This is a genomic window from Parasphingomonas halimpatiens (assembly GCF_036663795.1).
In the GTDB taxonomy this organism is placed as follows: Bacteria; Pseudomonadota; Alphaproteobacteria; order Sphingomonadales; family Sphingomonadaceae; genus Sphingomonas.
The window spans coordinates 396,350-419,301 of record NZ_JAXOJP010000001.1; the positions used below are offsets into that span (position 1 = coordinate 396,350).

Consider the following 22,952-nt stretch of genomic DNA (forward strand, 5'->3'; position numbering starts at 1 on the left):
ATGGAACCATAATGAATTGAAAAATTATGGCATGACTCGTGTCGATGTGCACAACTCGCTGCGCCGATTCGCTGCGAAGCACATCACGGCCAACGCCTTTGTTGCGTGCGGACGACACCTAGCGGGAAGATACGGGGGCATATTGAAATCCGGCGGTAATCATGACGCGCTAAACCGGTGCCTGCCGGGGAATGCGACCCTGGCGACATGAACAATGCACCCCATTGCCCGCTTGCGCGGTCGGCTCGCCGACTTCGCGGCAAGAAACTCGATCGAGATCGGTATAGACGTGCCCGCTGACGAATTGCTTGTCCTGGTTGTCCGCGATGCGGCGTTGCGCGTGATGCTGGTCGGGCAGTTGTCGCTTGGTGGCGAGTCGATCGTCAGCTTCGACGGACCGATCGCGGATGCGGCGTTCGAACGCATCGCCCGGCCGCCCGCGATCCTGATCACCGACGATGAAGCGTTGGGCGCGTCGTTTGCGGCCATTGCGGAGGGTGAGCGCTGGCGCGGCCTCATCCACCTCGCCGATGACCGCGATGATCCCGTTCGCGGGGACAAGGTTGCGCGGGTCGATCGGCGCGAAGCCTTCGCGCAGGTCAGTGCGACAATCGCGTCGTGGCGAAGGGCACGGCACACCCGACGCGCCTTGGCCGATCTTACAACGTCGGAATGAGCCCCGCAGCAAAGGCGATCCGCAGTGCCTCGGGCAGGCTGCGCACGTCGAGCTTGGTCATCAGTTTCGCGCGATAGACCTCGACGGTGCGCGGGCTGATGTCGAGCTCATAGGCGATAACCTTGTTGGCCCGCCCCTCGATCAGCCCCATCAGGACATCGCGTTCGCGCGGCGACAGCGCGCCGATCCGCGCGCGGGCCTCGGCGGCATGTTCGTGCGTGACGCTTTCCTGCTCCTGGCGGGCAAAGGCACTGTCGAGCACCGCGAGCAACGTGTCGGTGTCATAGGGCTTTTCGATGAAATCGAGCGCGCCGGCCTTCATCGCCGCGACGGCGAGCGCGACATTGCCTTCGCCGGTGAGCATGATCGTGGCGAATTTACCGCCATCGGCCTTGCTCAGCGCGTTGAGCACGTCGAGGCCATTGGCGCCGGGCATATGGAAATCGAGCAGCACCACGCCGGGATCGAGCGTCGGTGCGTCGGCGAGGAACTGGTCGCCGCTGCGGAAGCTGCGCACGATCACGTCGCCGCGCAATGACAGCAAGGCGTGGAGCGATGCCCGGACGGCGTCGTCGTCATCGACCAGATGGATACTACGTGTCATTCGTCGACCTCCTCGAACAGGGGCAGCGTGAAGCGGAACGTCGCGCCGCCGCGCGCGCGGTTTTCGGCGACGAGCGTGCCGCCATGCGCTTCGATGATGCGCCGTGAGATCGACAGGCCGATGCCCATCGCCGTGCCCGATTTGCTCGTCGCGAAGCGGGCATGTATCTGCTCGCCAAAGGCCTCGGGCAAGCCCTGGCCGGTATCGCTCACCGCTATTTCGACCAGGCCCTCGTCGGCGGCGCGCGAGGTGATGACGATCTCGCGGGTCTTGAGCGGTTGTTGACGCAGCGCGTCCATCGCGTTGCGCACGAGATTGACGACGACCTGCTGGATCTGGATGCGGTCGGCAAGCACGCGATCGACCGCCGGGTCGAGCGCGTAGATCAACTCGATTTCATGTTGCGCGGAACCGAACAGGACGAGGCCGACGGACTCGCGCACGATTTCGTTGACCGATTCGACGCGCATCTCGGACTCGCGCTTCTGCAGGAAATCGCGCAGCCGGCGGATGATCGCGCCCGAGCGCAAGGTCTGCTCTTCGCCCAGGCGCAACAGGTCGCCGATCCGTGCGAGCTCGCCGCCTTGCGCGATCAGGATCCGCGCGGTGGCGAGAAAATTGACCGTCGCGCTGAGCGGCTGGTTAAGTTCGTGCGCCAGGTCGGCGGCAAGTTCGCTCATCGCGCTTTGCCGCGAGACATGCGCCAGTTCGGCGCCGAGTTCGGCGAACCGGCGTTCGGTGGCGATCTGCTCGGCGATGTCGCGACAGAACACAGTGACCAGTGTGCCCGCCGGCGTGTGGGCGTAACCATATTCCAGCTCGACGGCGAAGACACGACCGTCGCGCGCCACCGCCGAACCCGTCGACGGTGCGGGGCGCGGCGCGCCGCCTTCGACAGGCCCGGGATCGCGACTGATGACCTCGAGCCAGCGCTCATGGTCTTGCGGCGCGACCAGCGGCAATCCCGACCGACCGATCACATCGGCCGCGGCATAGCCCCAAATCCGCTCGGCTGCGGGGTTGAATTCGACGATCGTGCCGACACTGTCGACGACGACGATCGCTTCCGGCGCGGCATCGAGCACCGAGCGGAGCTGTGCCTCGCGCGCGGCCAGCGCTGCGTTGCGCTCGACACGGTCGGTGACATCGACGACCGCCCCTACGACGCTTTCAAGCTTGCCCTCGGTATCGTATAATGGGCTTGCCGCGCCCTCGATCCAGCGCGTGTCGCCCTTCGCGCCGCGCATGCGATAGCGGACCTCGAGCCGCTCTGCCTGCCGTGCGGCGGCGTCGGCGATGATTTCCATTGTCGCGCGGAGATCGTCAGGATCGATCAACGCCGCCCACGCCGCGAAGTCCGGGATGCTACCCTTGGGATATCCCAGCAGGCCTTCGGAATCGCCCGACCATTCGAGCCCGTCGCCGAGATCCCAGTGCGCCACCGCGATGCCGCGCGCCGCCATCGCGGTCGCCAGCCGCGCCTCGCTTTCGCGCAGGGCATTTTCCGCGCGGACGCGATCGGAAATGTCGATCATCACCAGGGCAACGTGCTGCTTGCCGTCGATCGGTGCCAGCAGCGAGCGGCGTTCGATCACGTCGATCGTCGTACCGTCCTTGCGTCGCTCGGTCAGTTCCCGCTCGAGCTCGTCGGGATCGAAGATCGGGCTCGCCGCGACGTCACGCAACCGGGAGCCCAGCAGGTCATATTTGTCGCGACCGATGACCTCGTCGGCACCCCAGCCGTAGAGCGCCTCGCAGCCGCGCGACCAGTGCGTGATCACGCCATCGCGCAGCGTCAGCGCAATGGACGTCGCGTCGAAGGCGGCATGCAATTCTTCGGGCGCGACGCGTGCCGGCGATGCGCGGCGACCGACCACCCAGCCGCCCACCGCGATCGCCATGGCGGCCGCTGCGGGCGCGATTAGCAGGCTGCTGCCGCGGCTGGCGGCATCGAAGCCGAGCGCGGCGAGGCCGACCGCTGCGGAAGACGCGACAAACGCCGGCCCGGACTGGCCGATCCTGATCGTCGTCGCTCCCCTAATCATGCCATCATTCGATACGTCACATACACGACAACGGTGTCATCGGCAGTCCTGTGCCCGCCCGCTCCCAGTGTCAACCGCACACAAAGTACCCTTCATCCTTTTGAAGTACGCAACTGAAGCTCAAGCTTTTCTTTTCGGAGCCGATCGCTCCCTCGACTCGCCACACCTGCGCGGCCGCCGGCGATCTAATCGAAGTTAACTTATAGATTCGCGGACGGTTATGCGTGATCGCAACGATCATCCGGCGAAAACGGTCGCGGATCAGTAGCGGGGCGATCAGACACGAAACATAGGCGCAGTCGCGAAGCCCCGAGATCCTGGATCGAAAGCGGCGCTGCCGTGCCGGCGCGACGATGCGGAACATCTCGTCCGGATCGACATCGTTCCAGGCGACGCGAAGTGTCCGCGGCACCGCGATCCAGCTACTGGAGGCGGGCTGGCTCGATTGCACCATGTCGTGGCGGCAGCGGCGACAGCGGCTGAACCGGAAGCCGCGGTTGGCCACTGTGTGTCCCACCGCGCGGTGACCGAGCAGGTGGCACGCAAACTTCATGGTCGGCTCCATCATCGAGAATCGGGTTGAGGTGAAGATTGGCGAGCTTGACGAGATCGTCGCTGCCCCATTCTAGCAGATAGGCGACGTCCCAGATCTCGAACAACGCGCCGGTCGCGACGAGCAGCACGCGATCCCTGATCCTGAGGCGCGCCCGCGCCACCGCCGGCAAGGTCAGTTGACCGTTGGGCTGCAGCTCGACCGGCGCGGCAAAGGCGAGCAGGCGGCGGCGCGCCGCATCGCGCACCAGCGGGCCCTGCGCCGCCTGTTCGGCGGCCTGTTCGGCGCGGCAATAAATCTGGTTGATATAGGCGCGATCGAACAGCCGCAGGCAGCCCGCTTGCTCGTCCATGTCGACGAACAGGCGAATGTCGGGCGTGGCCGAGCGGACCCGCGCCGTCTTGCGGAACGACGTCGGCAGCATCAGGTCGCCGCGGCGCGAAACCTTGCAGATCGCGCTGCCGATGAAAAGCTCGTCCATGCTGTCGACCCTTCCAATTTCCGTTCCGCAAACCGGTTAGCGTCGCCATGGTGAATCATTACATTTCGTGAATCTACGATACCGTACGACTACCTATGCCTTCCGGTCGCGTCGTCGCCCGGCTATGTAAGCGGAACGGTGTCGGCGCCGAAACGAGTTCTTGGCATCTGCCGGCATGGCAAGAGCATATATTTGATTATACTATGATATTGGCACCGATACTGTGAAAATACGGCATGGTACATATTGTTAATCATAATAGATTTGCGCACCCGCTCGAGTCCGGCGGGATGAGCAAGGGCAATGTGGCATGGTGCATGCGAAGGACGAGGACAGCGGGGTCACGATCATCGGGGTCGGCGGCGCGGGCGGCAACGCCGTCGCCGCGCTTTTCTGGCAGCGCCGCCACGGGCTCCGCTTGCTGTGCGCCAATACCGATCGGCAGGCGCTCGACGCGATCGATGCGCGGCACCGCCTGCAACTGGGCCGTCGGCTGACCGGTGGGCTCGGCGCCGGCGCGGACCCCGAGATCGGCCGCCGCGCCGCCGAGGAGGCGATGCCCGAGATCGTCGCGGCGCTGGCCGGCACGCGCCTTTGCATCATCGCCGCCGGGCTGGGCGGCGGCACCGGGACAGGGGCCGCGCCGGTCGTCGCGCGGGCCGCACATGCGATCGGCGCGGTGACGGTCGGCATCGCGATCAAGCCTTTTGCGTTCGAAGGCCGGCGCCGTGCGCGCGTCGCCGATGCCGGCGCAGCTGCGCTGGCGCATGCGTGCGATGCGGTGGTCACGGTGTGCAACGAGCATCTGTTCCGGATCGCGTCGTACGGCACGACGATGCGCGACGCGCTCGCGGCGTCGAACGCGGTCGTCTCCGAAAGCGCCGTCGGCTTTGCGCGGCTCGCCGCGGGCGATGCGCTCAAACGGGTCGGTGCGGCCGATCTCTGCGCGCTGCTCGCCGAGGGCGGCAGGACCGTGATCGGCCATGGCGAAGGCCGTCGCGGGGCCGATCGGGCGGTGCAGGCCGCCCGCGCGGCGCTGCGCAATCCCTTGCTCGAGTCGGTGCTGGGCAGCGCACAACGCCTGCTCGTCAGCGTCAGCGGCGGCAACGACCTCGGCCTGTTCGAGGTCGAGGAGGCGATCGCCTGGCTGCGTGACCAGGCAGAGCCCACGGCCGAGATCATGTGGAGCGCGACGACCGACGCCGCGCTCGACGGCTGCGTGCGGATCGGCATCGTCGCCACGCGGCTCGTCGCGTCGACCCGTGCCGCCACCGCGCCACCCGGCGCCTTGCGCGATCCCGTGCCCGCCTTGCCTCTGCCGGATGTCGTTGCGCCGTCGGCGGTGCCACCGGTGCCACCGGTGCCTTCGGTGCCACCGTGGCGCGCCGCGCCGCCGCGATCCGCCGGCGCGCCACGGACCATCGTCCACGACATCGCCCGGATCATACCGGCGCAGCGCCACGACGCGAGCGTCGCCGACATACTGGACCTCGACGCGACCCTGCGCCTGCCTGACCGCGCGCTCGTCGGAGCCGGGCATTTCCGGCCGTTCGACTGGGTTCGCCAGGCGATCCGGGAGGTGTCGCGCGGGACGCGCCGCAGCGGCGACGCGCAGGCCGCATAACCCGGCAGAGCGGCGCCGAAGCAGCCCCTTCTTCACGCCGTCGGCGGCGCAAAAAAGCAACCTTTCATTAGCAAATTTGCCGCAGGATGAGGTCGTGAAGGCCCTGCTCATCTCGATCGCCGTGCTGCTCAGCATCGATGCCGCGTTCAACCATGGCGACGTGACGAAGCAGACCGTGCGCGCCATCGGTCGCTCCTTCTCGGCGACCGACAAGAGCTTTACCGAGTCAATCTTCTCGAAGTAGCGCGGCCGCGGCGCCACGCCTGGTCGGGTGCCGGTTGTCCTTGGATGCGCCATGCCGGCCATGATCACGCGCCGGGTTACTTCAGCGGCGAAGAATTATCTCGCTGCATATTTTGGGCGCTTGAGTTCTGCTTGGCTTTGTTGGTTTGGTACTTGCCGTCGCGGCATGTGGCACGTAATGAATCCGCAAGATTTGGTGGGGGCCACAGACAGTTATGTCACTTTTTTCCGGCGCTGCATGTGGTGCTGCCGCACGCGCATCGCATCTGCCGGCCAAGGGCATATCTGCCGATATCATTGGCACCGGGACGTGGCGCACATCGTCGCATCGCTCGCTCCAGGCCATTGCGGGCCTGATCGCGGCGGCATTGTGGCTGCTGGCCGCCGTCGTACCTGCGGCGAGCGCCGCGGCGACGCTCTCGCCGGCCTGCACTGCGATCAACAATGGCGAAGCAATCGGGGCAGCAAATGCTCATCCGCCAGGCTTGACTGGTATCTATGCGATTGGCGCTCCCACTACGCCTGGCGAAAAACTGGCCAGTGCCAACTACAATAATTCCAATCTCAACTTTAATCCCGGCGAGATTATTTCTTATTCCTTCGAACAGGGCACGGGCAGCTCTTACCGGATGGCAATCCTGCAGAGCCGCAGTACGCATTTGACGCGGCCGGGCTCGCTGGAGAACGGGACTGGCTTGTTATCCGGCACCATTACCGTTGTTGCGCCGGACGATTTTCTGACCGTCGGCATCAGCAATTATACGACCAATACCAATGCCGGTACGACCGGCGCCGCCCACCCGGACCGCGCCAGTTCCTCGACCATGCTCAGGATGAGCTGTGCCGGCCCATCGTCATCGCCCGACGTCACGATGACCCACAGCGGCACGGCAACACAGGGCGGGACCTTGTCCTATACGATCAGCGTCAGCGGCGCCACGACGAACGACCCGCCGCTGACGGCCACGTTCTACCTGCCGGATCAGATGACCTATGTCGCCGCAAGCGGGACGAACTGGACGTGCAGCGTTGTTTCCAACCTGGGTCGTTGCACCACGACAGCGCCCTTTACTGCGGGCAACTGCCCGCCGATCACGCTCGCGGTAGCGATCGGCAACTATGCCGACAGCCCGCTCTTGCCGGTCGTCCAGCTTACCTACCCGGGTTCGTCGAACGGGCCCCATGCGACCGACCCGACCTTGCTTCCCTTGCCGACCGTTTCCGAGATTCACCTGTCCTCCGGCCCCGCGACGGGCGGGAAGATCGTCTGGATCATCGGCACCAATCTTGGTCGTACGACCGCAGTGATGTTTGGCGCGACGCGGTCGGGCGGATCGCAGGTCCACACTTCCACGGAGATCGTCGCGTCGTCGCCTCCGGGTGTCGGGACGGTCGATGTTCAGGTCGTCACCGGGGCGGGCACGAGCGTGACATCGGCAGCCGACCGATACACCTACGTCACCGCGCCGACCGTGACGTCGGTCAGCCCGGCTTCGGGTCCGGCAGCGGGCGGCAACAACGTGATAATCAGCGGCACCGGCTTCACCGGCGCCACCACCGTCTTTTTCGGCTCGGATACGTCCCGCTTTTTCTCGGTCACCAGCCCGACCTCGATCATCGCGCCTGCGCCTGCGTCTTGGCGTGCCGGCACGGTCGACGTGCAGGTGGTGGCGCCGGGCGGCACCAGCGCAATCTCGACGAATGACCAATATCGCTACATCGCGGTGCCGACCGTAACCGCGATCAGCCCGGCGACCGGCCCGGTGGCGGGCGGCACCAGCGTGACGATCACCGGCACCGGCTTCATCGGCGCCACCGCCGTAACCTTCGGCGCGACCCCTGCGACCGGTTTCACCGTCAACAGCCCGACACAGATCACCGCGACCGCGCCTGCGGGCACGGGCACGGTCGATGTTCGCGTGACGGCCGTCGACGGGACGAGCGCGACAAGCGCCGTCGACCGGTTCAGCTACGTCAGCACACCGATCGTGACCACGCTTTCGCCGGCCTCGGGACCCACGACGGGCGGTACCAGCGTGACGATCACCGGCACCGGCTTCACCGGCGCGACGGCTGTGAAATTCGGCGCGACCGCCGCTACCCGCTTCACCGTCGTCAGCGCGACACAGATCGTCGCGACCGCCCCGGCGGGTAGCGGCACGGTCGATGTGCAGGTAACCACGCCGGACGGCACCGGCACGACCAACGTTGCCGACCAGTACACGTACGCCGCGGCACCGAAGGTAACCTCATTGTCGCCGGCCACGGGTCCCGCAAGGGGCAGCACGAGCGTGACGATCACCGGCACCGGCTTCAGCGGTAGCACCGCCGTAACCTTCGGCACGACCGCCGCGAGGGGCTTTACCGTCGTCAGCGCGACCCAGATCATGGCGACCGCGCCTGCCGGCACGGGGGCGGTCGATGTCACGGTGGCCGCGCCGGGCGGCACCAGCGCCACCGCAGCGAGCGACCAGTTCACCTACATCGCCGCGCCGACCATTGCCTCGATCAGCCCGAATTCGGGGTCGGCAGCGGGTGGCACCAGCGTGACGATCAGCGGCATCGGCTTCACCGGCGCTACCGCCGTCAAGTTCGGGGCGACCTCGGGCACGGGCATCACCGTCGTCAGCGCGACGCAGATCACCGTGACCGCCCCGGCGGGGCGTGTCGGCACGGTCGATGTCACGGTGGCCGCGCCGGGCGGCACCAGCGCTACCTCGGCGAGTGACCGGTTCAGCTATGTCGCGGTGCCGGTGCTCCGCACCTGGGTGTCCGGCACGGGCAACGATGCCAATGCCTGCACGCGCAGCGCGCCGTGCCTGACCTTTGCCGGGGCCTTCGCCAACACGCTGGCCGGCGGTGAGATTAGCTGCGTCGACGGCGCCGATTATGGCGGGCTGACGATTACCCGTGCGGTCGCCATCGTCTGCGACGCGGCCGGCGCGCATGTACTGGTCGGCAATGGCGACGGGATCGTCGTCAATGCCGGGGCGAGCGACGCGGTGACACTGAGCGGCCTCGACATCTCCACCAACCCGGGAAACCCGTTCGTTACGCCGCTCAGCGGCATCAAGCTGCTCTCGGCGGGTTCGCTGACCATCGCCAACACGCAACTGCGCGGCTTTGCCGGTAGCTACGCCGTGGAGATCGTGCCGACCGCGCCGTTGGTGTCGGTGCTGCTCGATCGCGTGTCGGTCGCCCGCAGCCCGGGCAGCACCGGGGCCTCGATGCTGGTCAGCCCCGCTTCGGGCGGCACCGCCAGGGTCGCGATCCTGCATTCGCGCTTCGACGCCAGCCGCGCGCAGGGTGTGCACTTTGACAGCGTCGGCAAGACCGGGGTGACGATCTCCGCGCTGATCCAGGACTCACTGTTCGTGTCGAACGATGCCGGCCTGGTCGCCACCGCGCGGGTCGGCATGGGTACGATCTCGCTGACGGTGCTGGGCACGACCTTCTCGCGCAACACCAATGCGGCGATCATCATCGGCGCGGTGACGGCGCTGTTCGGCAATAGCACGATCTCGACCAACGGCACGGGGCTGGTCGTGCAGGACGGCGCGGTGGTGCGCAGTGCTGGCGACAACCGGCTCGGCGGCAACACCGTCGACGGGGCGTTCACGTCGCAGGCGCCGCGGCGCTGAAGGCAGGGGCTCGGCACGGCGCGGGGCGGTGGCAATTCCTTAACGTCGTCGCGCTAGCGTGGACGTCATGTTTCAGTGGACGCCCGATACGTTCCGCGCCGCGAAGGAGCAGGAAGCGCGCCGCCTTGCCGATATTTTCGAGCAGGACGGGCGCCGGGCCGCGGAGGCGGTCGAGCAGGAAGCCCGGCGTGCGGCGCGCAAGTCGGTGGCGATTCGCGCACAGCTGCGCCCGCCGGGCAGCGACCGGCTTGCGGTCGAGGTCAAGGATCTGTCGGAAACCGGCTTCCAGATCGAGACCGTCTATCGCCTGACCGTGGGGTCGACCGTCTGGCTTGCCATTCCCAGCCTGGCGCCGCTCGAGGCGGTCGTCGCCTGGCATCGCGACCGCCATTATGGCTGCCGCTTCCATCGCGCGCTCTATCCGGCGGTGTTCGATCATATCGTGAGCCTCGCCGGACGATAATTTTCCGCACCGTTACGGACCCGAAATCCTGCCGCGCGCGTTAGCCCTCCCATCGACAGGAAGAGGAGAGCGAGCATGAAATTCACCACCATCGCGATGGCACTGGCCTTCGTCGCCGGCACGGCCGGGCTGAGCGGCGCGGCCACGGCGCAGGATCGCGGCCCGCCCCCGTCCGAGCAGGGCATGCGGCATGACGGCGCGATGGCGCCAGGCCAGGTGCACAACGATCGGATGCGGCATGACGAGGTGCGTCGTGACGTCCGTGTCCATCGCGACGTGCGCCATGTCGAGCGTCGCGATCGCCGCAGCTGGGGCCATCAGCGCCGTTGCCGCACCGTCTGGCGCCATCATCGCCGCATCCGCCAGTGCTGGTAGGATAAACGCGTGGCGGCCGGTCGCGAGACCGGCCGCCGCCTCGTACGCGATTTTCAGTTGTTGAGGTCGAAATAGAGTTTTGCCGCGATCCACAGCATCGTGGCGACCGCCGCGAGGCTGATCAGCAATCCCCAGAAAAAGCCGGCGCCGCGCGGGTCGCCCATTCGGTTTTCCAGCGACATCTCACCCATTCCCCCAAGCGCAGCCGACGTATCGGCTGACGCCGTCGGCTTGGTAACCCGTTGCTCTCTTGCAGGAAAGCGGTGATCGACGCGCCGCCACCGGCCGACGCGCCAATCCCATTTTCCTTAGCGGCAGATCCGCACCATCACGCGCTCGCCGGCGTCGCGATCCCAGCGGGTCTCGACATGGCACCGGCCGTCGCGACGGTATTCGCCACGGCCATAGGCATCGCCATAGCCGTCGCCGCGATAGCCGCCGTCGCGGCGATATTGCCCGTCGCGATCGCCGCGTTGGTCGCGATAATAGCCGTCCCGCTCGCCATCGACGTCGTCATAATAGCCGTCGCTGCCATTATAGCGCGCCGCGTCGCGATCGTCGCGGCGATGGCTGGTGCTCGCGATGATGGCGGCGCCGATCGCCAGCCCGGCAATGCCCGCGATGATCGCGGTGCCGCCGCCGTCATGGCCGCGGTGCCCGCCGTAACGCTGCGCCTCGGCAGGCGCGGCAACCGTGAGCGCGGAGGCGCCGAGCGCGAGTGTCAGGGCCGTTTTGGTGAAGATGCTCGTCATGCGCTGCTCCCGTTTGCTTCACGGCCGGCGCCGGGTCGGCGCGCTCGTTTCGGCATGGAAAGAGCTATGGCGCGCGCCGGCTGTATGGGCCCGGAACGGACCTTGCAGCATCCGTTCATGCCGTGCTTTCGATGGGGATGGCCGCCGGCGCGCCGTACGGCAAAAAACCAGACCGACAGGATGCTGTCCGGCGCCGGCCTGGTTTCTACGCCGTCCAAAGGCGTGAAGCCCGGAGCCGGTTGGCGGGGATGAGACGCACGGTGGCGATTTTGGTTCCGGCCGGCGGCCGGTGTCTCAGCCTTTCGGCTAGCGTATTATTCCGGAAGCGCATCGTTGTCCGGCGTCACCTACTTGTTGGGGGCCGGCAGATCCGACTCGGTTCGCATCCGCCGCCACAGCACTCGGGGGCCCCCCTCCCGAGCGAGCCGACCGGGCGGCCAACGCCTCCGACCGCCCGGTCGTGCTCACGCATCCCCTTGCACATGTTCGACGACGTGCCTGTTCAGCCCGGGGCGGTCGTGCCATGTTCGCGCGATGCTCTTCGCGCTCCTCCTCGCCACTGCGGCCCAGGCCGCTGCCCCTGCCGAACCCGCCGCACTCGTGCCGACCGGCAAATGGCGCGTCGAATATGCCGACACCATGTGCATCCTGTCGCACGAGTACGACACGGGCGCAGGCAAGGTGACGCTGGCGCTGCGCCCCTTGCCGATGAGCACCGAGACCCAGGTTGCGCTGTTCACGCCGGGCACGGGCGCCACCATATTCGAGGGCAAGGCCGAGATCGCGCTGTCGCCCGGGGGGCCGCCGACGAGCGGGACGTACCAGCGCTTCACGCCGCCGAACCAGCCCGTGCGTGTCGCGACGATGTATTTCGACGGTACCGCGCTCGACGGCCTCGAAAAGGCAACGGCGATCAGCCTGCGCCTCGGCAAGGATGCCTATCGGCTTGCCGTTCCCGGCATAAGCGGCGGGATGGAGGTGCTCGCGAGCTGCCAGGCCGATCTGCTCAAGGGCTGGGCATCGAGATGCACGAACGCTCGACCTTGTCCAAGCCGGCCAGCGGCAATCCCGGCCGCTTCTTCGACTCCCATGCCTATCCCGCGGCGGCGGTAAGTGCGCACGAGCAGGGCAGGGTCGTCGCGGTCGCGTCGATCGCGGTCACCGGCAGGGTGGAAAAATGCACGATCGTCGCCACCAGCAAAAGCCCGTCGCTCGACGCCGCGACCTGCGCCATCCTGCGGACGCAGGGGCGCTTCTCGCCCGCGCTCGATCTGGCCGGCCACCCCGTCGCATCGCATCTGATCGTTCCGGTGCGCTGGGTCCTGCCGGAGTCGTGACGCGCCCGCGCGATCTGGTCGCGGCGTGACCTTCGGTCTGCGCCTGATCGCCCAGGCGCTGCTTCTGCTCACCAGCCTCGCAATGTACGCCGCGCTCGGCGCGCTGCGGATGCCCGGCGGCGTGCTGGCGAGCATCATCGTCGCCGCGTTGCTGACCTTCGTTGCGATCCTCGGCCACGAACTGGCGCATGCCGTCGTGGCGCATCTCGTCGGTGCGCGGATCCGCGCGATCGTCGCGCTGCCCTTTCGCCTCCGCCTGCACCCGCTGCGGCTCGACCTGAGCGGGCGCGGCGGGCGGGGCGATCTCGGCGGTTATGTCAGCTACACGCTCGACCGTGTCGACGCGCGACGCAAGCACGCGATCATCGCCGCGGCCGGGCCGCTCGCCAACCTCGTGCTGGCGTTGCTTGCGGGGATGATGGCGGCCGGTCTCGACCATCGGGCGACGACGCCGGCTGAACGCGATACGGCGACGGTCGCCGCGATCCACGCCGGCCGCCTGCCCAGCGACGAGGAGGTTCGCCAGTGGCTCGCCACGCGGCCCGTCCGCGACAGTGGCCCGTTCGTCTGGTCGACCCTGCTGGCCGCCTTCGCCATTTTGTCAGGGGGCCTCGGTCTCGCCAATCTGATCCCCTATGGCGGTAGCGATGGCGATCGCATCCTCGATTTGTGGCGCTGGCACAAACGGTTGCGCTAGTGCCGGCGCTGAAGTGCGGCGCGATCGTTACGCAACCGATACCTTGCCAAAACGCGCCATATCGTCGATCCTTCGCGGCGGGGAAACGGGGGAAAGCTGATGGGTCAGGATCTGAAATACCGTCTCGGCGGCGTGCTGGCGATCGCGGTGGCGGCCGGCTTTGGCTGGCTGTTCATCATCAAGCCGCTGCAGGCCGCCTATGCCCATGCGTCCGAGGTCAAATATGATGTGCGGATCTTCGTGCTCGTGCCGATGGCGCTGGTGTTCGGGATCTTCTTCGTCATCGGCGGCGCGAAATGGCCCTATCGCAACGCGGAGACCAAGTCCTTCACCCGCGCGGGCTGGATATTGATGGCGATCGTCGCCGTCGCCGGGGCGGCGGGCTATTACTGGTTCGACCAGCAATTCACCGCGCTGGGGTATCGCGTCGGGTAGCCGGACCTATAATCCGCTTCGGTCTCAGCCATGGGTGATAGGGGCGGCGGAGGCCGACCCAAAAATCGCTATCGGCGTGATGGAGCAATGCGCGAAAGTGGTCCCGAAATGGTGGTTCACTGAGCATAGCAAGATGGTAGTTGGCTGTATGACTATGCTCAGGAAAATCTCATTCGAACGTCGCGGAGACCTATCCTTTCCCGATTGCCAAATCAGCAATTTTCGGTTTGACGGAAGCGTTCTAAATTTTGTCAGCGACGGCATCTTCATCGAAGGCTCGGGCCTTACTCGAACAGCGATTGTCGTGGAATGCCTTGCCTCAGGGGAGGTCCGATCACGCCAATATGTCAATCGCGCGTGGATCGATGTGGACCCCGAGCGAGAGACCGGACTTCGTGAGATTTGTGAATGGTCGAGCGATCATGAAAATATAAGGTTGGCAGGATTCAATAGTGGCTCAGGGTTCTGGCAGGAATATGTTGTTCCCGTTAGTTGTGTCAGCATATCCGCAGAAATTGACATCTGAGAACCATTGGCTGGTCGGCCACGTGGCCGCCTCTGCAGGCTTCCAACGCGGTGCCCGCCGCTACCCGCTCACCGCCGTCGTCCACCCCAGCGCCGGCAGCGTGATCGAGCGCCGGCCCGACAGGTCGGTGCGCGTGACGAGGATGTCGCGCGCTTCCATATAACCCACCACGCGGCGCGCACGGCCGAGCGAGCTGGTGCCATAGGTGCGCGCGATCGCCGCGTCGTCGGGGCAGGGCAGCCCTTCGCGCGCGGCGCGGGCGATCAGCAGGAACACGCCGAGCAGGTCGTCGGGCAGCCCCTGCGCCGCGGCGAGCGCCGGGGCCCATTCCTCGTCGAGCCCGTCATAGATTCCGGCGCGTGCCGCCGCCAGCCGCCGGGCAAAGCCCGAGGTGTCGAGCGGCGGGCGCTTCACCCCGGCCATGCGGCAGCGCACCTGGAAATCCTGGAACAGCACCGCCGCGGCACGCGTCGCGCTGTCGCTGTCGGCGACGATGTCGCGCAGCACGTCGGCGATCTTGGCGTCGAGTTCGGCCGGGTCGACCTCCACTTCCTCGATCTCGGCGACCGGCGTCGCGGCGAGGTCGCGCAGCAATTGCGCGGCCGGCGGTGGGCGGTGGACCGGGGTGGGCGGCGGGGGCGGCAACGGCTCCTCCAGCCCGGCGAGCAGGAACTGCCGCATATCGCCGGCCGGCGCATCGGGCAGCGGAACGAGCGTCGGGCTCGAACTGCGCGCCGAGGTCTCGACGGGGCCGATCCGCACCGTCACCGGGCGCCGCGCGATCGCCGGGCCGAGCCCGAGAAAGGTGCCGCGCTGCAGGTCGCGGATCTGCTCGGCCTGGCGCCGTTCCATGCCGAGCAGGTCGGCGGCGCGCGCCATGTCGATGTCGAGAAAGGTGCGGCCCATCAGGAAGTTGCTCGCCTCGGCCGCGACATTCTTGCTCAGCTTGGCGAGCCGCTGCGTCGCGATGATCCCGGCGAGGCCGCGCTTGCGCCCGCGCGACATCAAATTGGTCATCGCTCCCAATGAGGCGCGGCGCACTTCCTCGCTGATTTCGGCGCCGGCGGCCGGCGCGAAGATCTGCGCCTCGTCGACCACCACCAGCGCGGGAAACCAATGCTCGCGCGGCGCGTCGAACAGGCCGGAGAGGAAGGAGGCTGCGCAGCGCATTTGCCCCTCCATTTCGAGCCCCTCGAGGCTCAGCACCACCGAGGTGCGATGCTCGCGGCAGCGCGCGGCGAAGCGCGCAATCTCGCCCGCGGCATAATCGACCGCCTCGATCGCGACATGGCCGTGCGGCCCGGCGAGCGTGACGAAGTCGCCCTCGGGATCGATGATGATCTGCTGCACCTGCGCGGCGCTGCGCTCGAGCAGCCGACGCAGCAGATGCGACTTGCCCGACCCCGAATTGCCCTGGACGAGCAACCGCGTGGCGAGCAGCTCCTCCAGATCGACGCACACCGCCTTGCCGGCGCCGTCGACACCCATATCCACCTGAAACGTCATATCGGATGCGCATGCGCGATGCGGGTAGGGTGGGGCAAGGGGGGAGTGGCGCTCGTTGACAAAGTGTCGCTGCCGGAACAACCTGCCGTCTGGCGCGTCCTTCACCCTGCGGCGCGCCCTGGGGCCATTTGAGGCACGCGTCCGCCGGAGGAGAATATCATGATCTGGACCATCGTCGTCGTGCTGCTGGTGCTGTGGGCACTCGGTTTCGCTGTTCATATCGGCGGCGGGCTCATCCACCTGCTGCTGGTGATCGCGCTGATCGTCGTCGTCGTGCGCCTGATTCAGGGTCGCCGCGTCGTCTAGCGCGGCGGTCGGCGGCGGGTTCGCCGCCGCCGCTATTTTGTCGGCGCACCCGCGATCGGTGTGAGGTCGTAGATGTCGAGCGAGTCGGGCGCGGTGCCTTTGATGACGAGGCGCCAGCGGAACGTCCCGATTCGCTCGATCACCCCGGCGAGATTGCGCGTCCGGTCGGTGCCATAGGCCAGTCCACCGCTCGCGCGGTGCTGTCGCGCGCCGAGAAAGACATAACGCGTCGTCACATCGTCGGGGTAGAGCCAGCCGCTCGGCATGTCGCTGCCCGGCTTGCTGAAACTGAGCTGATTGCCGGCATCGCCGCCAACGAAACATGTCGTGCCCGGAAAGCTGCGCATTCCCGCATGGCCCGCCGCCGATCCGATCCGCACCAGCCGGCAACGATAGGGGCCGGGGGTCGGTGCGGGATGGTCGAGCGCCGGCCCGGCGAGCAATGCGCCCTCGGCAGCAATGGCGCGTGCCGCGCGCGTCCCGGCGCTGGCGCGGGCCGCCGTCCAGCGCGCCGCCATCGCGTCGATCGCCACGGCATCGCCGACATCGACGGTCGTCCGCCAGGTGGCGGCCGATGGTTCGATGATGCCGGTCGGGCGCGGTCGATGCTGCGTTGCGGCACAGCCGGACAGCGCGCCGCCCAGGACGAGGGCGAGGGCGAGGCGGTACATGGCGTTCGTTCCGATTCCAGAGATTACCGAAAGGTTAACGCCCCAATCGTTAACAAAGGGTAAAGATCCGTCTTTCGCCCGCCAGGCGCCAGCTAGGGACTTTCCCTGATGGCGCGCGTGCGGCGCGCGGCGCAGATCGACCCTGTCCGGCGATTTTGCCGGGGTTGGGGAGTCCGTCGTCATGGTCAATGAGAGCCGTCTTGACCGCAGCCTGCGTATCGTCGTCGGTCTGGTGTTGCTGGCGCTGGTGTTTGTCGGCCCGCACACCCCTTGGGGCCTGATCGGCATCGTGCCGCTCGCCACCGGCCTGTCGGGCTATTGCCCGGCCTATCACTTGTTCGGCTTCCGCACCGGCGCATAGCATCGCGCGGCGCCCGGACATGCCTTGCGGTTGCGGCAAGGCGGAAAGGGCTTATCTTCGCGTCGTCGACGACGGGGGACGTGCCGGTGACGATTCTGATGCTGGTGGTGACGTTCACGCTGTTGTTCGCCCCCAACACGCCGACCGGCCGCTTTCTCCACCGTCATCTCGTCGTCGCGGTGGCGCGGCGCCTCGATCGCGTCACTGCGGGCCATGTCCTGCTGATGCTGACCTTGTGCGCTGTCGCCACGCTCGTCATCGCCCTGATGCGCGGCGATGGCCTTGCGCTGCTCGGCATGATGGCGCCCGAGGCAAGCAGCTGGCTCATCACCTTCGAGGTCAGCAGCTATCTCGACATCGCTGCCGCCGTCGCCCTTGCTGGCGCGACGGTGCGGATGCGCGGGCTGCGCGGTGCGTGGCGCGGCGCGCGACGGCGCCCGCTGCGTCGCGGCGCCGGGATGCGCCGCGCGCGCCGCTCGCCGCGGCCGGCACGACCCGTTGCGCGCAACGACGACGAAGGCGAGCGACGCGTAGCGGCCTGACCGTCGTTCCCGTTGCGGGTTACCTGTCGCGCCGGACCTGCTACAACGGTCGTGCGCCGGGGGGCGCGCAGCTTGGGGAAGCACGCCATGACACCACTGACCGCGCCGCTCCTGTCGGCGATCGTGACGATCCTGGCGGTGATGTTCTATCTCTACGCCGCCATGCGCGTCGGCAGCTATCGGACCCGCTTCCAGGTCGCCGCGCCGGCGACGGTCGGCCACCCGACCTTCGAGCGCGCGTTCCGCGTCCAGATGAACACGCTCGAACAGATGGCGGCATTCCTGCCGCTGCTATGGCTGACGGCGCTGTTCCCGATGCCCGGCATCTGGATCGCGCCGATGGTCGGGCTCGCCTGGGTTGCGGGCCGCATCCTCTATCTGCGCAGTTACATGCGCGATCCGAAGAGCCGGGCGATCGGCGCGATGATCAGCGGCCTTGCCATCGTCGCGCTGCTCGCGCTGGCGATCGGCGGGGTGATCCGCGCCGCGCTCGGCTGGGCCTGAGACGGCGACCTCCAGCGCTCAGCGCTTGCGTCGCTTCGGGGTCGGTTCGGTCGGGTCGATGGACAAGCGCAGCATCAGCGCGGTGAGATGATCGTCGAGCGGCTCCTCGGGGTCGGGAAAGCACGCTTGCAGTACCTCGCCGACGGCAGCCACCCGTTCGCGATCGGGCGGTGTTTCGGACGATGGCGTCGGTTCCGCTCCCGCCGGGACCGCACGCCGGCCCCGCGCTGTCGCGGCGAGCCACGCGGTGACCGAGCGTAGCCTCACGCGCAAGCCGCGCGCGCCGGCCCGCGGCGTGCAGCGCGTGCGAACATCCCTTTTCCTTCCCGGTTGTTACCTCATCAACGCGCGAGCATGCGCGCGGTTGCGAAGGCCGATCATTGGCAATTGTCGGGCGGGCTGCGCCATGTCAGTCTCGCCGCACATGACGCGACAAGGGGCAGGATGATGCGGGGCAGGACGATGCGGCGCTGGGCGATGACAAAATGGGGGGCAATGTTCGGCGCGCTGGCGCTGGCCGGCTGCTCGGCCGGCGAGGATGTGCCGCTGGCGAACAAGGCGATCGACCGCTTTCACGCCGCGCTCAACGCCGGACAGTTCGATCCGATCTATGCCGGCTCGGCGAAGGATATGAAGGAAACGACGCCGCAACCGCGCCTCGTCGCCTTGCTGGCGGCGGTTCACCGCAAGCTTGGTACACTTCCGCTCGGGCGCGTCGGTCGGCTGGAACGACAATATCAATCCCGCCGGCCATTTCATCACGATCAACTACCAGGCGAGCTATGAGCATGGCCCGGCGGCAGAAAATTTCGTCTACCGCATCGACGACGGACATGCCGTGCTGGCCGGCTATCATGTCAATGCCGACGCGTTGATTCTCGGCTGAGCGGTTCCCTCGCGCCGGTGGTCGCGTCCGAGACGGCGTTTGGGTCGCGCGCGCCGGCGTGCTAGCAGGTTGATCGTGTCGTGGTTCCGATGATCGACCGCGACGCAGTACAGCCGGATATGGCTTTCCCTATGGCGAGTCTCCTGCTGGGAAGGCTCCTGCCATGGCATCATCCACGATATCGTCGTCCACCGCCCCACCCGATCTCGGCACGGCGCTGATCCAGGCCGCGCGAACACCCTTGCTCGTCCTCGACGAGCAGACCCGCGTCGTGGCGGCCAGCCTGTCCTTCTGTCGCGCTTACGGGTTCGTGCCGGGCGAGATCATCGGCGAGAATCTGTACGCGATCGGCGGCGGCATATGGGATCTCGCGCCGTTGCGCGATCTGCTCGCCGCCGAACTCGCCGGCGATGACGGCGACGACGTCGCGCTCGACCTCATCCGCCCCGGTCACGACCCATGCCGCCTGATGGCGCATGCCCAGCGGCTCGACGTGACGCTGCCGGTGCGACTGATGCTGCAACTCACCGATGTCACCGCGATCAGCGAGGAGCGGCGCCGGCTCGAGGCTCTGGTGTGCGAGAAGGAAGTGCTTCACCAGGAGTTGCAGCACCGCGTCGCCAACAGCCTGCAGATCATCGCCAGCATCCTGATGCAAATCGCGCGACGTGTCGCGAGCGAAGACAGCCGCACGCCGTTGATCGATGCACATCACCGTGTCATCGCGATCGCCGGCTTGCAGCGTCAGCTCGCGGCAAGCGCGGGGTCGCAGGTCGCCGTTCTGCCCTATCTGCGCGAGCTCGGCACGAGCATCACCGCGGCGATCATCCACGACAGCAAGCGGGTTTCGATCCATGTCGATGGTGACGACAGCGTGATCGACGCCGCTCGCTCGATCAGTCTCGGTTTGATCGTGACCGAATTGACGATCAACGCGATCAAGCATGCCTTTCCCGGCGATAACCCCTCAGGCCGGATCGAGATCGACTATCGCGCCAGCGGGGACGACTGGGTGCTGACGGTCGCCGATAACGGGATCGGCATGCCGCCCGCGTCGATGATCCGGCACGGGCTCGGCACGAGCATCGTCAGCGCGCTGGCCGACAAGCTGCGCGCGCATGTCGTGGTGCGATCGGCCAATCCGGGCACACGCGTGACGGTGACGCACCCCTGAAACGGCGAAAAGGTCCGGGCATGGTGCCTGTCTCGCGACAGCCACCGTACCCGGACCTTCCCATCCCCGACAGACCGGCCCGAGCGGGGGGGGTGCTCGGCCGATCCGTCGGTTAGTTCGTGCGGCGCGACGCGCGCGCGTCGAGCCTCGCCGACAGCCGGTTGACCCCGGCGCGGATCGTTGCGTCGTCGCGCGGCGAGAGGTTGCCGCGATAATGCCGCATGCCGCGCTCCTGGCGATCGAGCATCTGCACGTCGCCGAGCAGGCGACGCCCGTCGCGTCGGTTCAGCGCGCCGCTATCGAGCGCGTGACGGACGTTGCGATCGAGCCAGCCGATCTGGCCGCGCAGATCGGCGGGGCGGTCGCCGCGGCCCATATGGTCGCGGCCATCGCCGTAACCGTCGCGGCCGCGCGTGTCGGCGTTGAACGTCACGCTGCCGTCGGTCGCCACCCAGCGGCCGTTGCCGTCGTAGAAGCCGCTGGTCGCGCCGGCATGCCAGCCGCCGCGCGCGTCGTAATAGCCGGGCGCGCTGGCATTGCTCCAGCTGCCGTCGGGCTGCTGGCGGCTCGGTGCGCTGCCGCCGATCCAGGTGCCGTTGCGATCATAGTGGCCCGACACGCGGCCGGAAACCCAGGTGCCGCCACGCTCGTAATGGCCGGGCGCCATGGCCGGCATCCACTGGTCGCCGCTGCCATAATAGCCGCTGGCGCCGGCCGGCACCCAACGGTCCGACGCGTCGTAATATCCGCGTTCGCCCGAGGCGCCGCCATTGGCCTGCCAGCGACCGTCGCTGCCATAATAGCCATTGGGCGCGCCATCGACCCACTGGCCGTCGCGGTCGATATAGCCGGTCACGCTGCCGCGCGGGTTGGCGCTGGCGTGCCAGCGCGCGTCGCGATCGTAAAAGCCATAAGCGCGCCGGCACTCGTCGCTCGGTCGCGCGATCTGGTTGCCGAGTACCGCGCCGCCGATGCCGCCGATGATCGCGCCGAGCGTGCGATCACCGCGCCCCGCGACGCTGCTGCCGACCAGCGCGCCGACACCGGCGCCGCCGACGGTGGCGACGACCCGCGTGCTGCGCTGCTGTTCGCACGATGTCTGCGCGAGCGCCGCAGCCGGGACGAGCGCGGTCGCGGCGAGGCTCAGCGCGAAAAATGTCTTCTTCATGAAAATGTCGCTCCCCGGCCGAAAGCATGTCAGCCGTTGGCGCGATAACCGGCCGGCGGTCGGGAATGTTCCGGTGATGACAATTTATATCAACCCATGTTGCCCTGCAGGCGCCCGGAGAAAGGCCGACGTTGCGCTGACCGATATTCCCTGGTGACGGACAAATCACCGGGTGCGCGCTCGGCATTGCGGCAGGTGCGACGCCTGTCAGTCGTTTCGGTGTTGCAACGAAACTATTGAAAAAGCGTATCAAAATGACGTTTTTGTGGCAATTTATTATTTGTCATCAACACAGTTCGCGCTCACCTCTTGCCGCATGACCGAAAGCGATTCGGCTGGTTGGGGGGACAAGACATATGCACAGCGCGACGCCGTCCGCAGGGGGGAGGCGCCGGTCGCGCGTACCGGGCTTCGATCGGCCGCGCGCGCGATGATCGAGAGCGGATCGGACGCACCCGGCATTTCGGCTGCCGACTTCGGCCTGCCGCCGCATACCGCCTTGCGCTATGAGCGGCCTGTAGCGGCGTTGCGTCGGCACCTGACAAGCTATGCCGTGTTCGATTCCGCGCCGGGCCAATGGCCGGGGACGGTCGAGTGGATGCTGCCGGCCTGGGCGCAGATCTGGATCGTGATGGCCGATGGTCCGGTCAGGGTTAAGCTCGGCGCGAAGGACTTCGCCCCGCTACCGGCGACCGTGCTCTATGGGGTGACCAGCCGGGCGATGCCGGTGACGGCGCAGGGCGGGGTGACCATCGGCATCGATGTCAGCCCGCTCGGCTGGGCGCGCTTGTTCAGGGTGCCGGCGGAACGCCTGCGCGACCAGGTGACATCGCTCGGCGCGGTGATGAAGCCGGCCGTGGCGGCCAGGTTGGCATCCGCGCTGGCGGCGTCGGACCGCGCACGCGAGGTGAAAGAGGTGCTCGATGGTTTTTTCACGCGGCAGATGGCGCAACCGCATCGCGACGAGGCGATGATCGCCGAGATCATGGCGCTGATCGCCGACCACGATATCAGCGACCTGACCGCGGCGGCCGAGGCGCGCGGCATCGACCAGCGCAGCGTCCGCCGCTTGTCGAAGCGCTATTTCGGTTTTCCGCCCAAGACGCTGATGATGCGCACGCGCTTCCTGCGCGCGCTCGTCCCGCTGCTCGAGCACGGCAATGCAGCGGACCATGCGCTGATCCCGCCCGGCTATTACGACCGCTCGCACTTCCTGCGCGACGCGCGGCGCTATCTCGGCATGACCCCGCGCCAGTTCATCGCGCGCCCCTCGCCCTATCGCGACGCGGCGATGCGCGCGCGAAAGCTGGTGATCGGGGCGCCGATCGCCGCGCTCGACGATGTGGCAGACGAATAGCGCAGGCCCCGCGTCGTGGCATGCG

General features: G+C 67.3%; 27 protein-coding genes. 17 read left to right on the forward strand and 10 right to left on the reverse strand.

Annotation, left to right across the window (positions count from 1 at the left end):
- The first annotated feature begins 214 nt into the window (after window positions 1–214).
- A complete protein-coding gene (locus U1839_RS01965) occupies window positions 215–676 on the forward strand; it encodes a hypothetical protein (RefSeq protein ID WP_332801990.1) in 462 nt (153 codons plus the stop codon).
- Here the strand turns inward: U1839_RS01965 and U1839_RS01970 are convergent.
- The 4 genes from U1839_RS01970 to U1839_RS01985 all read right to left on the reverse strand — a co-directional run bounded on the left by U1839_RS01970 (window position 660) and on the right by U1839_RS01985 (window position 4,359).
- Window positions 660–1,280, reverse strand: a complete 621-nt coding sequence (locus tag U1839_RS01970) for a response regulator transcription factor (protein WP_332801991.1) — start codon at window positions 1,278–1,280, stop codon at window positions 660–662. The two genes, U1839_RS01965 and U1839_RS01970, sit on opposite strands and share 17 nt — an antisense overlap.
- A complete protein-coding gene (locus tag U1839_RS01975) occupies window positions 1,277–3,325 on the reverse strand; it encodes a PAS domain S-box protein (protein ID WP_332801992.1) in 2,049 nt (682 codons plus the stop codon). The genes U1839_RS01970 and U1839_RS01975 overlap by 4 nt, the downstream gene beginning before the upstream one ends.
- A 70-nt stretch (window positions 3,326–3,395) precedes the next feature.
- On the reverse strand, window positions 3,396–3,779 hold the full coding sequence (locus U1839_RS01980) for a hypothetical protein (RefSeq protein ID WP_332801993.1): 384 nt from the start codon (window positions 3,777–3,779) through the stop codon (window positions 3,396–3,398).
- Complete coding sequence (locus U1839_RS01985; RefSeq protein ID WP_332801994.1) at window positions 3,748–4,359, reverse strand: division/cell wall cluster transcriptional repressor MraZ; 612 nt, start codon at window positions 4,357–4,359, stop codon at window positions 3,748–3,750. The genes U1839_RS01980 and U1839_RS01985 overlap by 32 nt, the downstream gene beginning before the upstream one ends.
- Window positions 4,360–4,669: 310 nt before the next feature.
- Between U1839_RS01985 and U1839_RS01990 the strand changes: the two genes are divergently transcribed.
- The 5 genes from U1839_RS01990 (at window position 4,670) to U1839_RS02010 (ending at window position 10,705) form a co-directional block, all read left to right on the forward strand.
- Complete coding sequence (locus tag U1839_RS01990) at window positions 4,670–5,983, forward strand: cell division protein FtsZ (RefSeq protein WP_332801995.1); 1,314 nt, start codon at window positions 4,670–4,672, stop codon at window positions 5,981–5,983.
- A 94-nt stretch (window positions 5,984–6,077) separates the two neighbouring features.
- Window positions 6,078–6,227, forward strand: a complete 150-nt coding sequence (locus U1839_RS01995) for a hypothetical protein (RefSeq protein WP_332801996.1) — start codon at window positions 6,078–6,080, stop codon at window positions 6,225–6,227.
- Window positions 6,228–6,855: 628 nt separating this feature from the next.
- The gene (locus U1839_RS02000) at window positions 6,856–9,867 is read left to right on the forward strand and encodes a beta strand repeat-containing protein (protein ID WP_332801997.1); all 3,012 of its coding nucleotides are present in this window, start codon (window positions 6,856–6,858) and stop codon (window positions 9,865–9,867) included.
- A 67-nt stretch (window positions 9,868–9,934) separates the two neighbouring features.
- Entirely contained in the window at window positions 9,935–10,330 is a 396-nt protein-coding gene (locus tag U1839_RS02005; RefSeq protein WP_332801998.1) for a PilZ domain-containing protein, read from the forward strand.
- Between the two features lie 75 nt (window positions 10,331–10,405).
- Window positions 10,406–10,705 (forward strand): hypothetical protein, encoded by a 300-nt coding sequence (locus tag U1839_RS02010; RefSeq protein WP_332801999.1) that lies wholly within the window; start codon window positions 10,406–10,408, stop codon window positions 10,703–10,705.
- Between the two features lie 53 nt (window positions 10,706–10,758).
- Here U1839_RS02010 and U1839_RS02015 read toward each other — a convergent pair whose 3' ends face one another.
- Both U1839_RS02015 and U1839_RS02020 read right to left on the reverse strand, forming a co-directional pair.
- Window positions 10,759–10,887 (reverse strand): hypothetical protein, encoded by a 129-nt coding sequence (locus U1839_RS02015; protein ID WP_332802000.1) that lies wholly within the window; start codon window positions 10,885–10,887, stop codon window positions 10,759–10,761.
- 126 nt (window positions 10,888–11,013) lie between these two features.
- Window positions 11,014–11,457, reverse strand: a complete 444-nt coding sequence (locus tag U1839_RS02020) for a hypothetical protein (protein ID WP_332802001.1) — start codon at window positions 11,455–11,457, stop codon at window positions 11,014–11,016.
- A gap of 534 nt (window positions 11,458–11,991) precedes the next feature.
- Here U1839_RS02020 and U1839_RS02025 point away from each other — a divergent pair.
- The 4 genes from U1839_RS02025 (at window position 11,992) to U1839_RS02040 (ending at window position 13,926) form a co-directional block, all read left to right on the forward strand.
- A complete protein-coding gene (locus tag U1839_RS02025) occupies window positions 11,992–12,570 on the forward strand; it encodes a hypothetical protein (protein WP_332802002.1) in 579 nt (192 codons plus the stop codon).
- Complete coding sequence (locus U1839_RS02030) at window positions 12,501–12,794, forward strand: energy transducer TonB (protein ID WP_332802003.1); 294 nt, start codon at window positions 12,501–12,503, stop codon at window positions 12,792–12,794. Before U1839_RS02025 ends, U1839_RS02030 begins: the two co-directional genes overlap by 70 nt.
- Window positions 12,795–12,819: 25 nt before the next feature.
- Window positions 12,820–13,491 (forward strand): site-2 protease family protein, encoded by a 672-nt coding sequence (locus U1839_RS02035; protein ID WP_332802004.1) that lies wholly within the window; start codon window positions 12,820–12,822, stop codon window positions 13,489–13,491.
- A 99-nt stretch (window positions 13,492–13,590) separates the two neighbouring features.
- The gene (locus U1839_RS02040; protein ID WP_332802005.1) at window positions 13,591–13,926 is read left to right on the forward strand and encodes a hypothetical protein; all 336 of its coding nucleotides are present in this window, start codon (window positions 13,591–13,593) and stop codon (window positions 13,924–13,926) included.
- Between the two features lie 586 nt (window positions 13,927–14,512).
- Here U1839_RS02040 and U1839_RS02045 read toward each other — a convergent pair.
- On the reverse strand, window positions 14,513–15,958 hold the full coding sequence (locus tag U1839_RS02045; RefSeq protein ID WP_332802006.1) for an ATP-binding protein: 1,446 nt from the start codon (window positions 15,956–15,958) through the stop codon (window positions 14,513–14,515).
- Window positions 15,959–16,117: 159 nt separating this feature from the next.
- On the opposite strand from U1839_RS02045, the gene U1839_RS02050 reads away from it, so the two are divergent.
- On the forward strand, window positions 16,118–16,264 hold the full coding sequence (locus tag U1839_RS02050; RefSeq protein ID WP_332802007.1) for a lmo0937 family membrane protein: 147 nt from the start codon (window positions 16,118–16,120) through the stop codon (window positions 16,262–16,264).
- A gap of 32 nt (window positions 16,265–16,296) precedes the next feature.
- Here U1839_RS02050 and U1839_RS02055 read toward each other — a convergent pair whose 3' ends face one another.
- Window positions 16,297–16,935, reverse strand: a complete 639-nt coding sequence (locus U1839_RS02055) for a DUF4893 domain-containing protein (RefSeq protein WP_332802008.1) — start codon at window positions 16,933–16,935, stop codon at window positions 16,297–16,299.
- Between the two features lie 181 nt (window positions 16,936–17,116).
- On the opposite strand from U1839_RS02055, the gene U1839_RS02060 reads away from it, so the two are divergent.
- From U1839_RS02060 to U1839_RS02070, 3 genes are all read left to right on the forward strand, one after another.
- Window positions 17,117–17,296: a YgaP family membrane protein gene (locus U1839_RS02060; RefSeq protein WP_332802009.1), complete on the forward strand. Its 180-nt coding sequence runs from the start codon at window positions 17,117–17,119 to the stop codon at window positions 17,294–17,296.
- Window positions 17,297–17,382: 86 nt separating this feature from the next.
- On the forward strand, window positions 17,383–17,838 hold the full coding sequence (locus tag U1839_RS02065; RefSeq protein ID WP_332802010.1) for a hypothetical protein: 456 nt from the start codon (window positions 17,383–17,385) through the stop codon (window positions 17,836–17,838).
- 87 nt (window positions 17,839–17,925) lie between these two features.
- Complete coding sequence (locus U1839_RS02070) at window positions 17,926–18,342, forward strand: MAPEG family protein (protein ID WP_332802011.1); 417 nt, start codon at window positions 17,926–17,928, stop codon at window positions 18,340–18,342.
- 18 nt (window positions 18,343–18,360) lie between these two features.
- On the opposite strand, the gene U1839_RS02075 is transcribed toward U1839_RS02070, so the two are convergent.
- On the reverse strand, window positions 18,361–18,495 hold the full coding sequence (locus U1839_RS02075; protein WP_332802012.1) for a hypothetical protein: 135 nt from the start codon (window positions 18,493–18,495) through the stop codon (window positions 18,361–18,363).
- A gap of 201 nt (window positions 18,496–18,696) precedes the next feature.
- On the opposite strand from U1839_RS02075, the gene U1839_RS02080 reads away from it, so the two are divergent.
- Both U1839_RS02080 and U1839_RS02085 read left to right on the forward strand, forming a co-directional pair.
- Window positions 18,697–19,128: a hypothetical protein gene (locus tag U1839_RS02080; RefSeq protein ID WP_332802013.1), complete on the forward strand. Its 432-nt coding sequence runs from the start codon at window positions 18,697–18,699 to the stop codon at window positions 19,126–19,128.
- Window positions 19,129–19,391: 263 nt separating this feature from the next.
- The gene (locus U1839_RS02085; RefSeq protein ID WP_332802014.1) at window positions 19,392–20,402 is read left to right on the forward strand and encodes a sensor histidine kinase; all 1,011 of its coding nucleotides are present in this window, start codon (window positions 19,392–19,394) and stop codon (window positions 20,400–20,402) included.
- Window positions 20,403–20,514: 112 nt separating this feature from the next.
- On the opposite strand, the gene U1839_RS02090 is transcribed toward U1839_RS02085, so the two are convergent.
- Window positions 20,515–21,570 (reverse strand): glycine zipper 2TM domain-containing protein, encoded by a 1,056-nt coding sequence (locus U1839_RS02090; RefSeq protein WP_332802015.1) that lies wholly within the window; start codon window positions 21,568–21,570, stop codon window positions 20,515–20,517.
- Between the two features lie 316 nt (window positions 21,571–21,886).
- On the opposite strand from U1839_RS02090, the gene U1839_RS02095 reads away from it, so the two are divergent.
- Window positions 21,887–22,927, forward strand: a complete 1,041-nt coding sequence (locus tag U1839_RS02095) for a helix-turn-helix domain-containing protein (RefSeq protein WP_332802016.1) — start codon at window positions 21,887–21,889, stop codon at window positions 22,925–22,927.
- Window positions 22,928–22,952 lie beyond the last annotated feature (25 nt).

Bases quoted from the DNA above. Each gene is read 5' to 3' on its own strand.
- U1839_RS02050 (WP_332802007.1), top strand. From the start codon at position 16,118: ATGATCTGGACCATCGTCGTCGTGCTGCTGGTGCTGTGGGCACTCGGT.
- U1839_RS01970 (WP_332801991.1), bottom strand. From the start codon at position 1,280: ATGACACGTAGTATCCATCTGGTCGATGACGACGACGCCGTCCGGGCA.
- U1839_RS02095 (WP_332802016.1), top strand. From the start codon at position 21,887: ATGACCGAAAGCGATTCGGCTGGTTGGGGGGACAAGACATATGCACAG.
- U1839_RS01965 (WP_332801990.1), top strand. From the start codon at position 215: ATGCACCCCATTGCCCGCTTGCGCGGTCGGCTCGCCGACTTCGCGGCA.
- U1839_RS02015 (WP_332802000.1), bottom strand. From the start codon at position 10,887: ATGTCGCTGGAAAACCGAATGGGCGACCCGCGCGGCGCCGGCTTTTTC.
- U1839_RS01990 (WP_332801995.1), top strand. From the start codon at position 4,670: ATGGTGCATGCGAAGGACGAGGACAGCGGGGTCACGATCATCGGGGTC.
- U1839_RS02070 (WP_332802011.1), top strand. From the start codon at position 17,926: ATGACACCACTGACCGCGCCGCTCCTGTCGGCGATCGTGACGATCCTG.
- U1839_RS02085 (WP_332802014.1), top strand. From the start codon at position 19,392: ATGGCATCATCCACGATATCGTCGTCCACCGCCCCACCCGATCTCGGC.
- U1839_RS02010 (WP_332801999.1), top strand. From the start codon at position 10,406: ATGAAATTCACCACCATCGCGATGGCACTGGCCTTCGTCGCCGGCACG.
- U1839_RS02090 (WP_332802015.1), bottom strand. From the start codon at position 21,570: ATGAAGAAGACATTTTTCGCGCTGAGCCTCGCCGCGACCGCGCTCGTC.
- U1839_RS01975 (WP_332801992.1), bottom strand. From the start codon at position 3,325: ATGATTAGGGGAGCGACGACGATCAGGATCGGCCAGTCCGGGCCGGCG.
- U1839_RS02060 (WP_332802009.1), top strand. From the start codon at position 17,117: ATGGTCAATGAGAGCCGTCTTGACCGCAGCCTGCGTATCGTCGTCGGT.
- U1839_RS02005 (WP_332801998.1), top strand. From the start codon at position 9,935: ATGTTTCAGTGGACGCCCGATACGTTCCGCGCCGCGAAGGAGCAGGAA.
- U1839_RS02055 (WP_332802008.1), bottom strand. From the start codon at position 16,935: ATGTACCGCCTCGCCCTCGCCCTCGTCCTGGGCGGCGCGCTGTCCGGC.
- U1839_RS02000 (WP_332801997.1), top strand. From the start codon at position 6,856: ATGGCAATCCTGCAGAGCCGCAGTACGCATTTGACGCGGCCGGGCTCG.
- U1839_RS02025 (WP_332802002.1), top strand. From the start codon at position 11,992: ATGCTCTTCGCGCTCCTCCTCGCCACTGCGGCCCAGGCCGCTGCCCCT.
- U1839_RS01985 (WP_332801994.1), bottom strand. From the start codon at position 4,359: ATGGACGAGCTTTTCATCGGCAGCGCGATCTGCAAGGTTTCGCGCCGC.
- U1839_RS02040 (WP_332802005.1), top strand. From the start codon at position 13,591: ATGGGTCAGGATCTGAAATACCGTCTCGGCGGCGTGCTGGCGATCGCG.
- U1839_RS02020 (WP_332802001.1), bottom strand. From the start codon at position 11,457: ATGACGAGCATCTTCACCAAAACGGCCCTGACACTCGCGCTCGGCGCC.
- U1839_RS01980 (WP_332801993.1), bottom strand. From the start codon at position 3,779: ATGGTGCAATCGAGCCAGCCCGCCTCCAGTAGCTGGATCGCGGTGCCG.
- U1839_RS02080 (WP_332802013.1), top strand. From the start codon at position 18,697: ATGCGCGCGGTTGCGAAGGCCGATCATTGGCAATTGTCGGGCGGGCTG.
- U1839_RS02045 (WP_332802006.1), bottom strand. From the start codon at position 15,958: ATGACGTTTCAGGTGGATATGGGTGTCGACGGCGCCGGCAAGGCGGTG.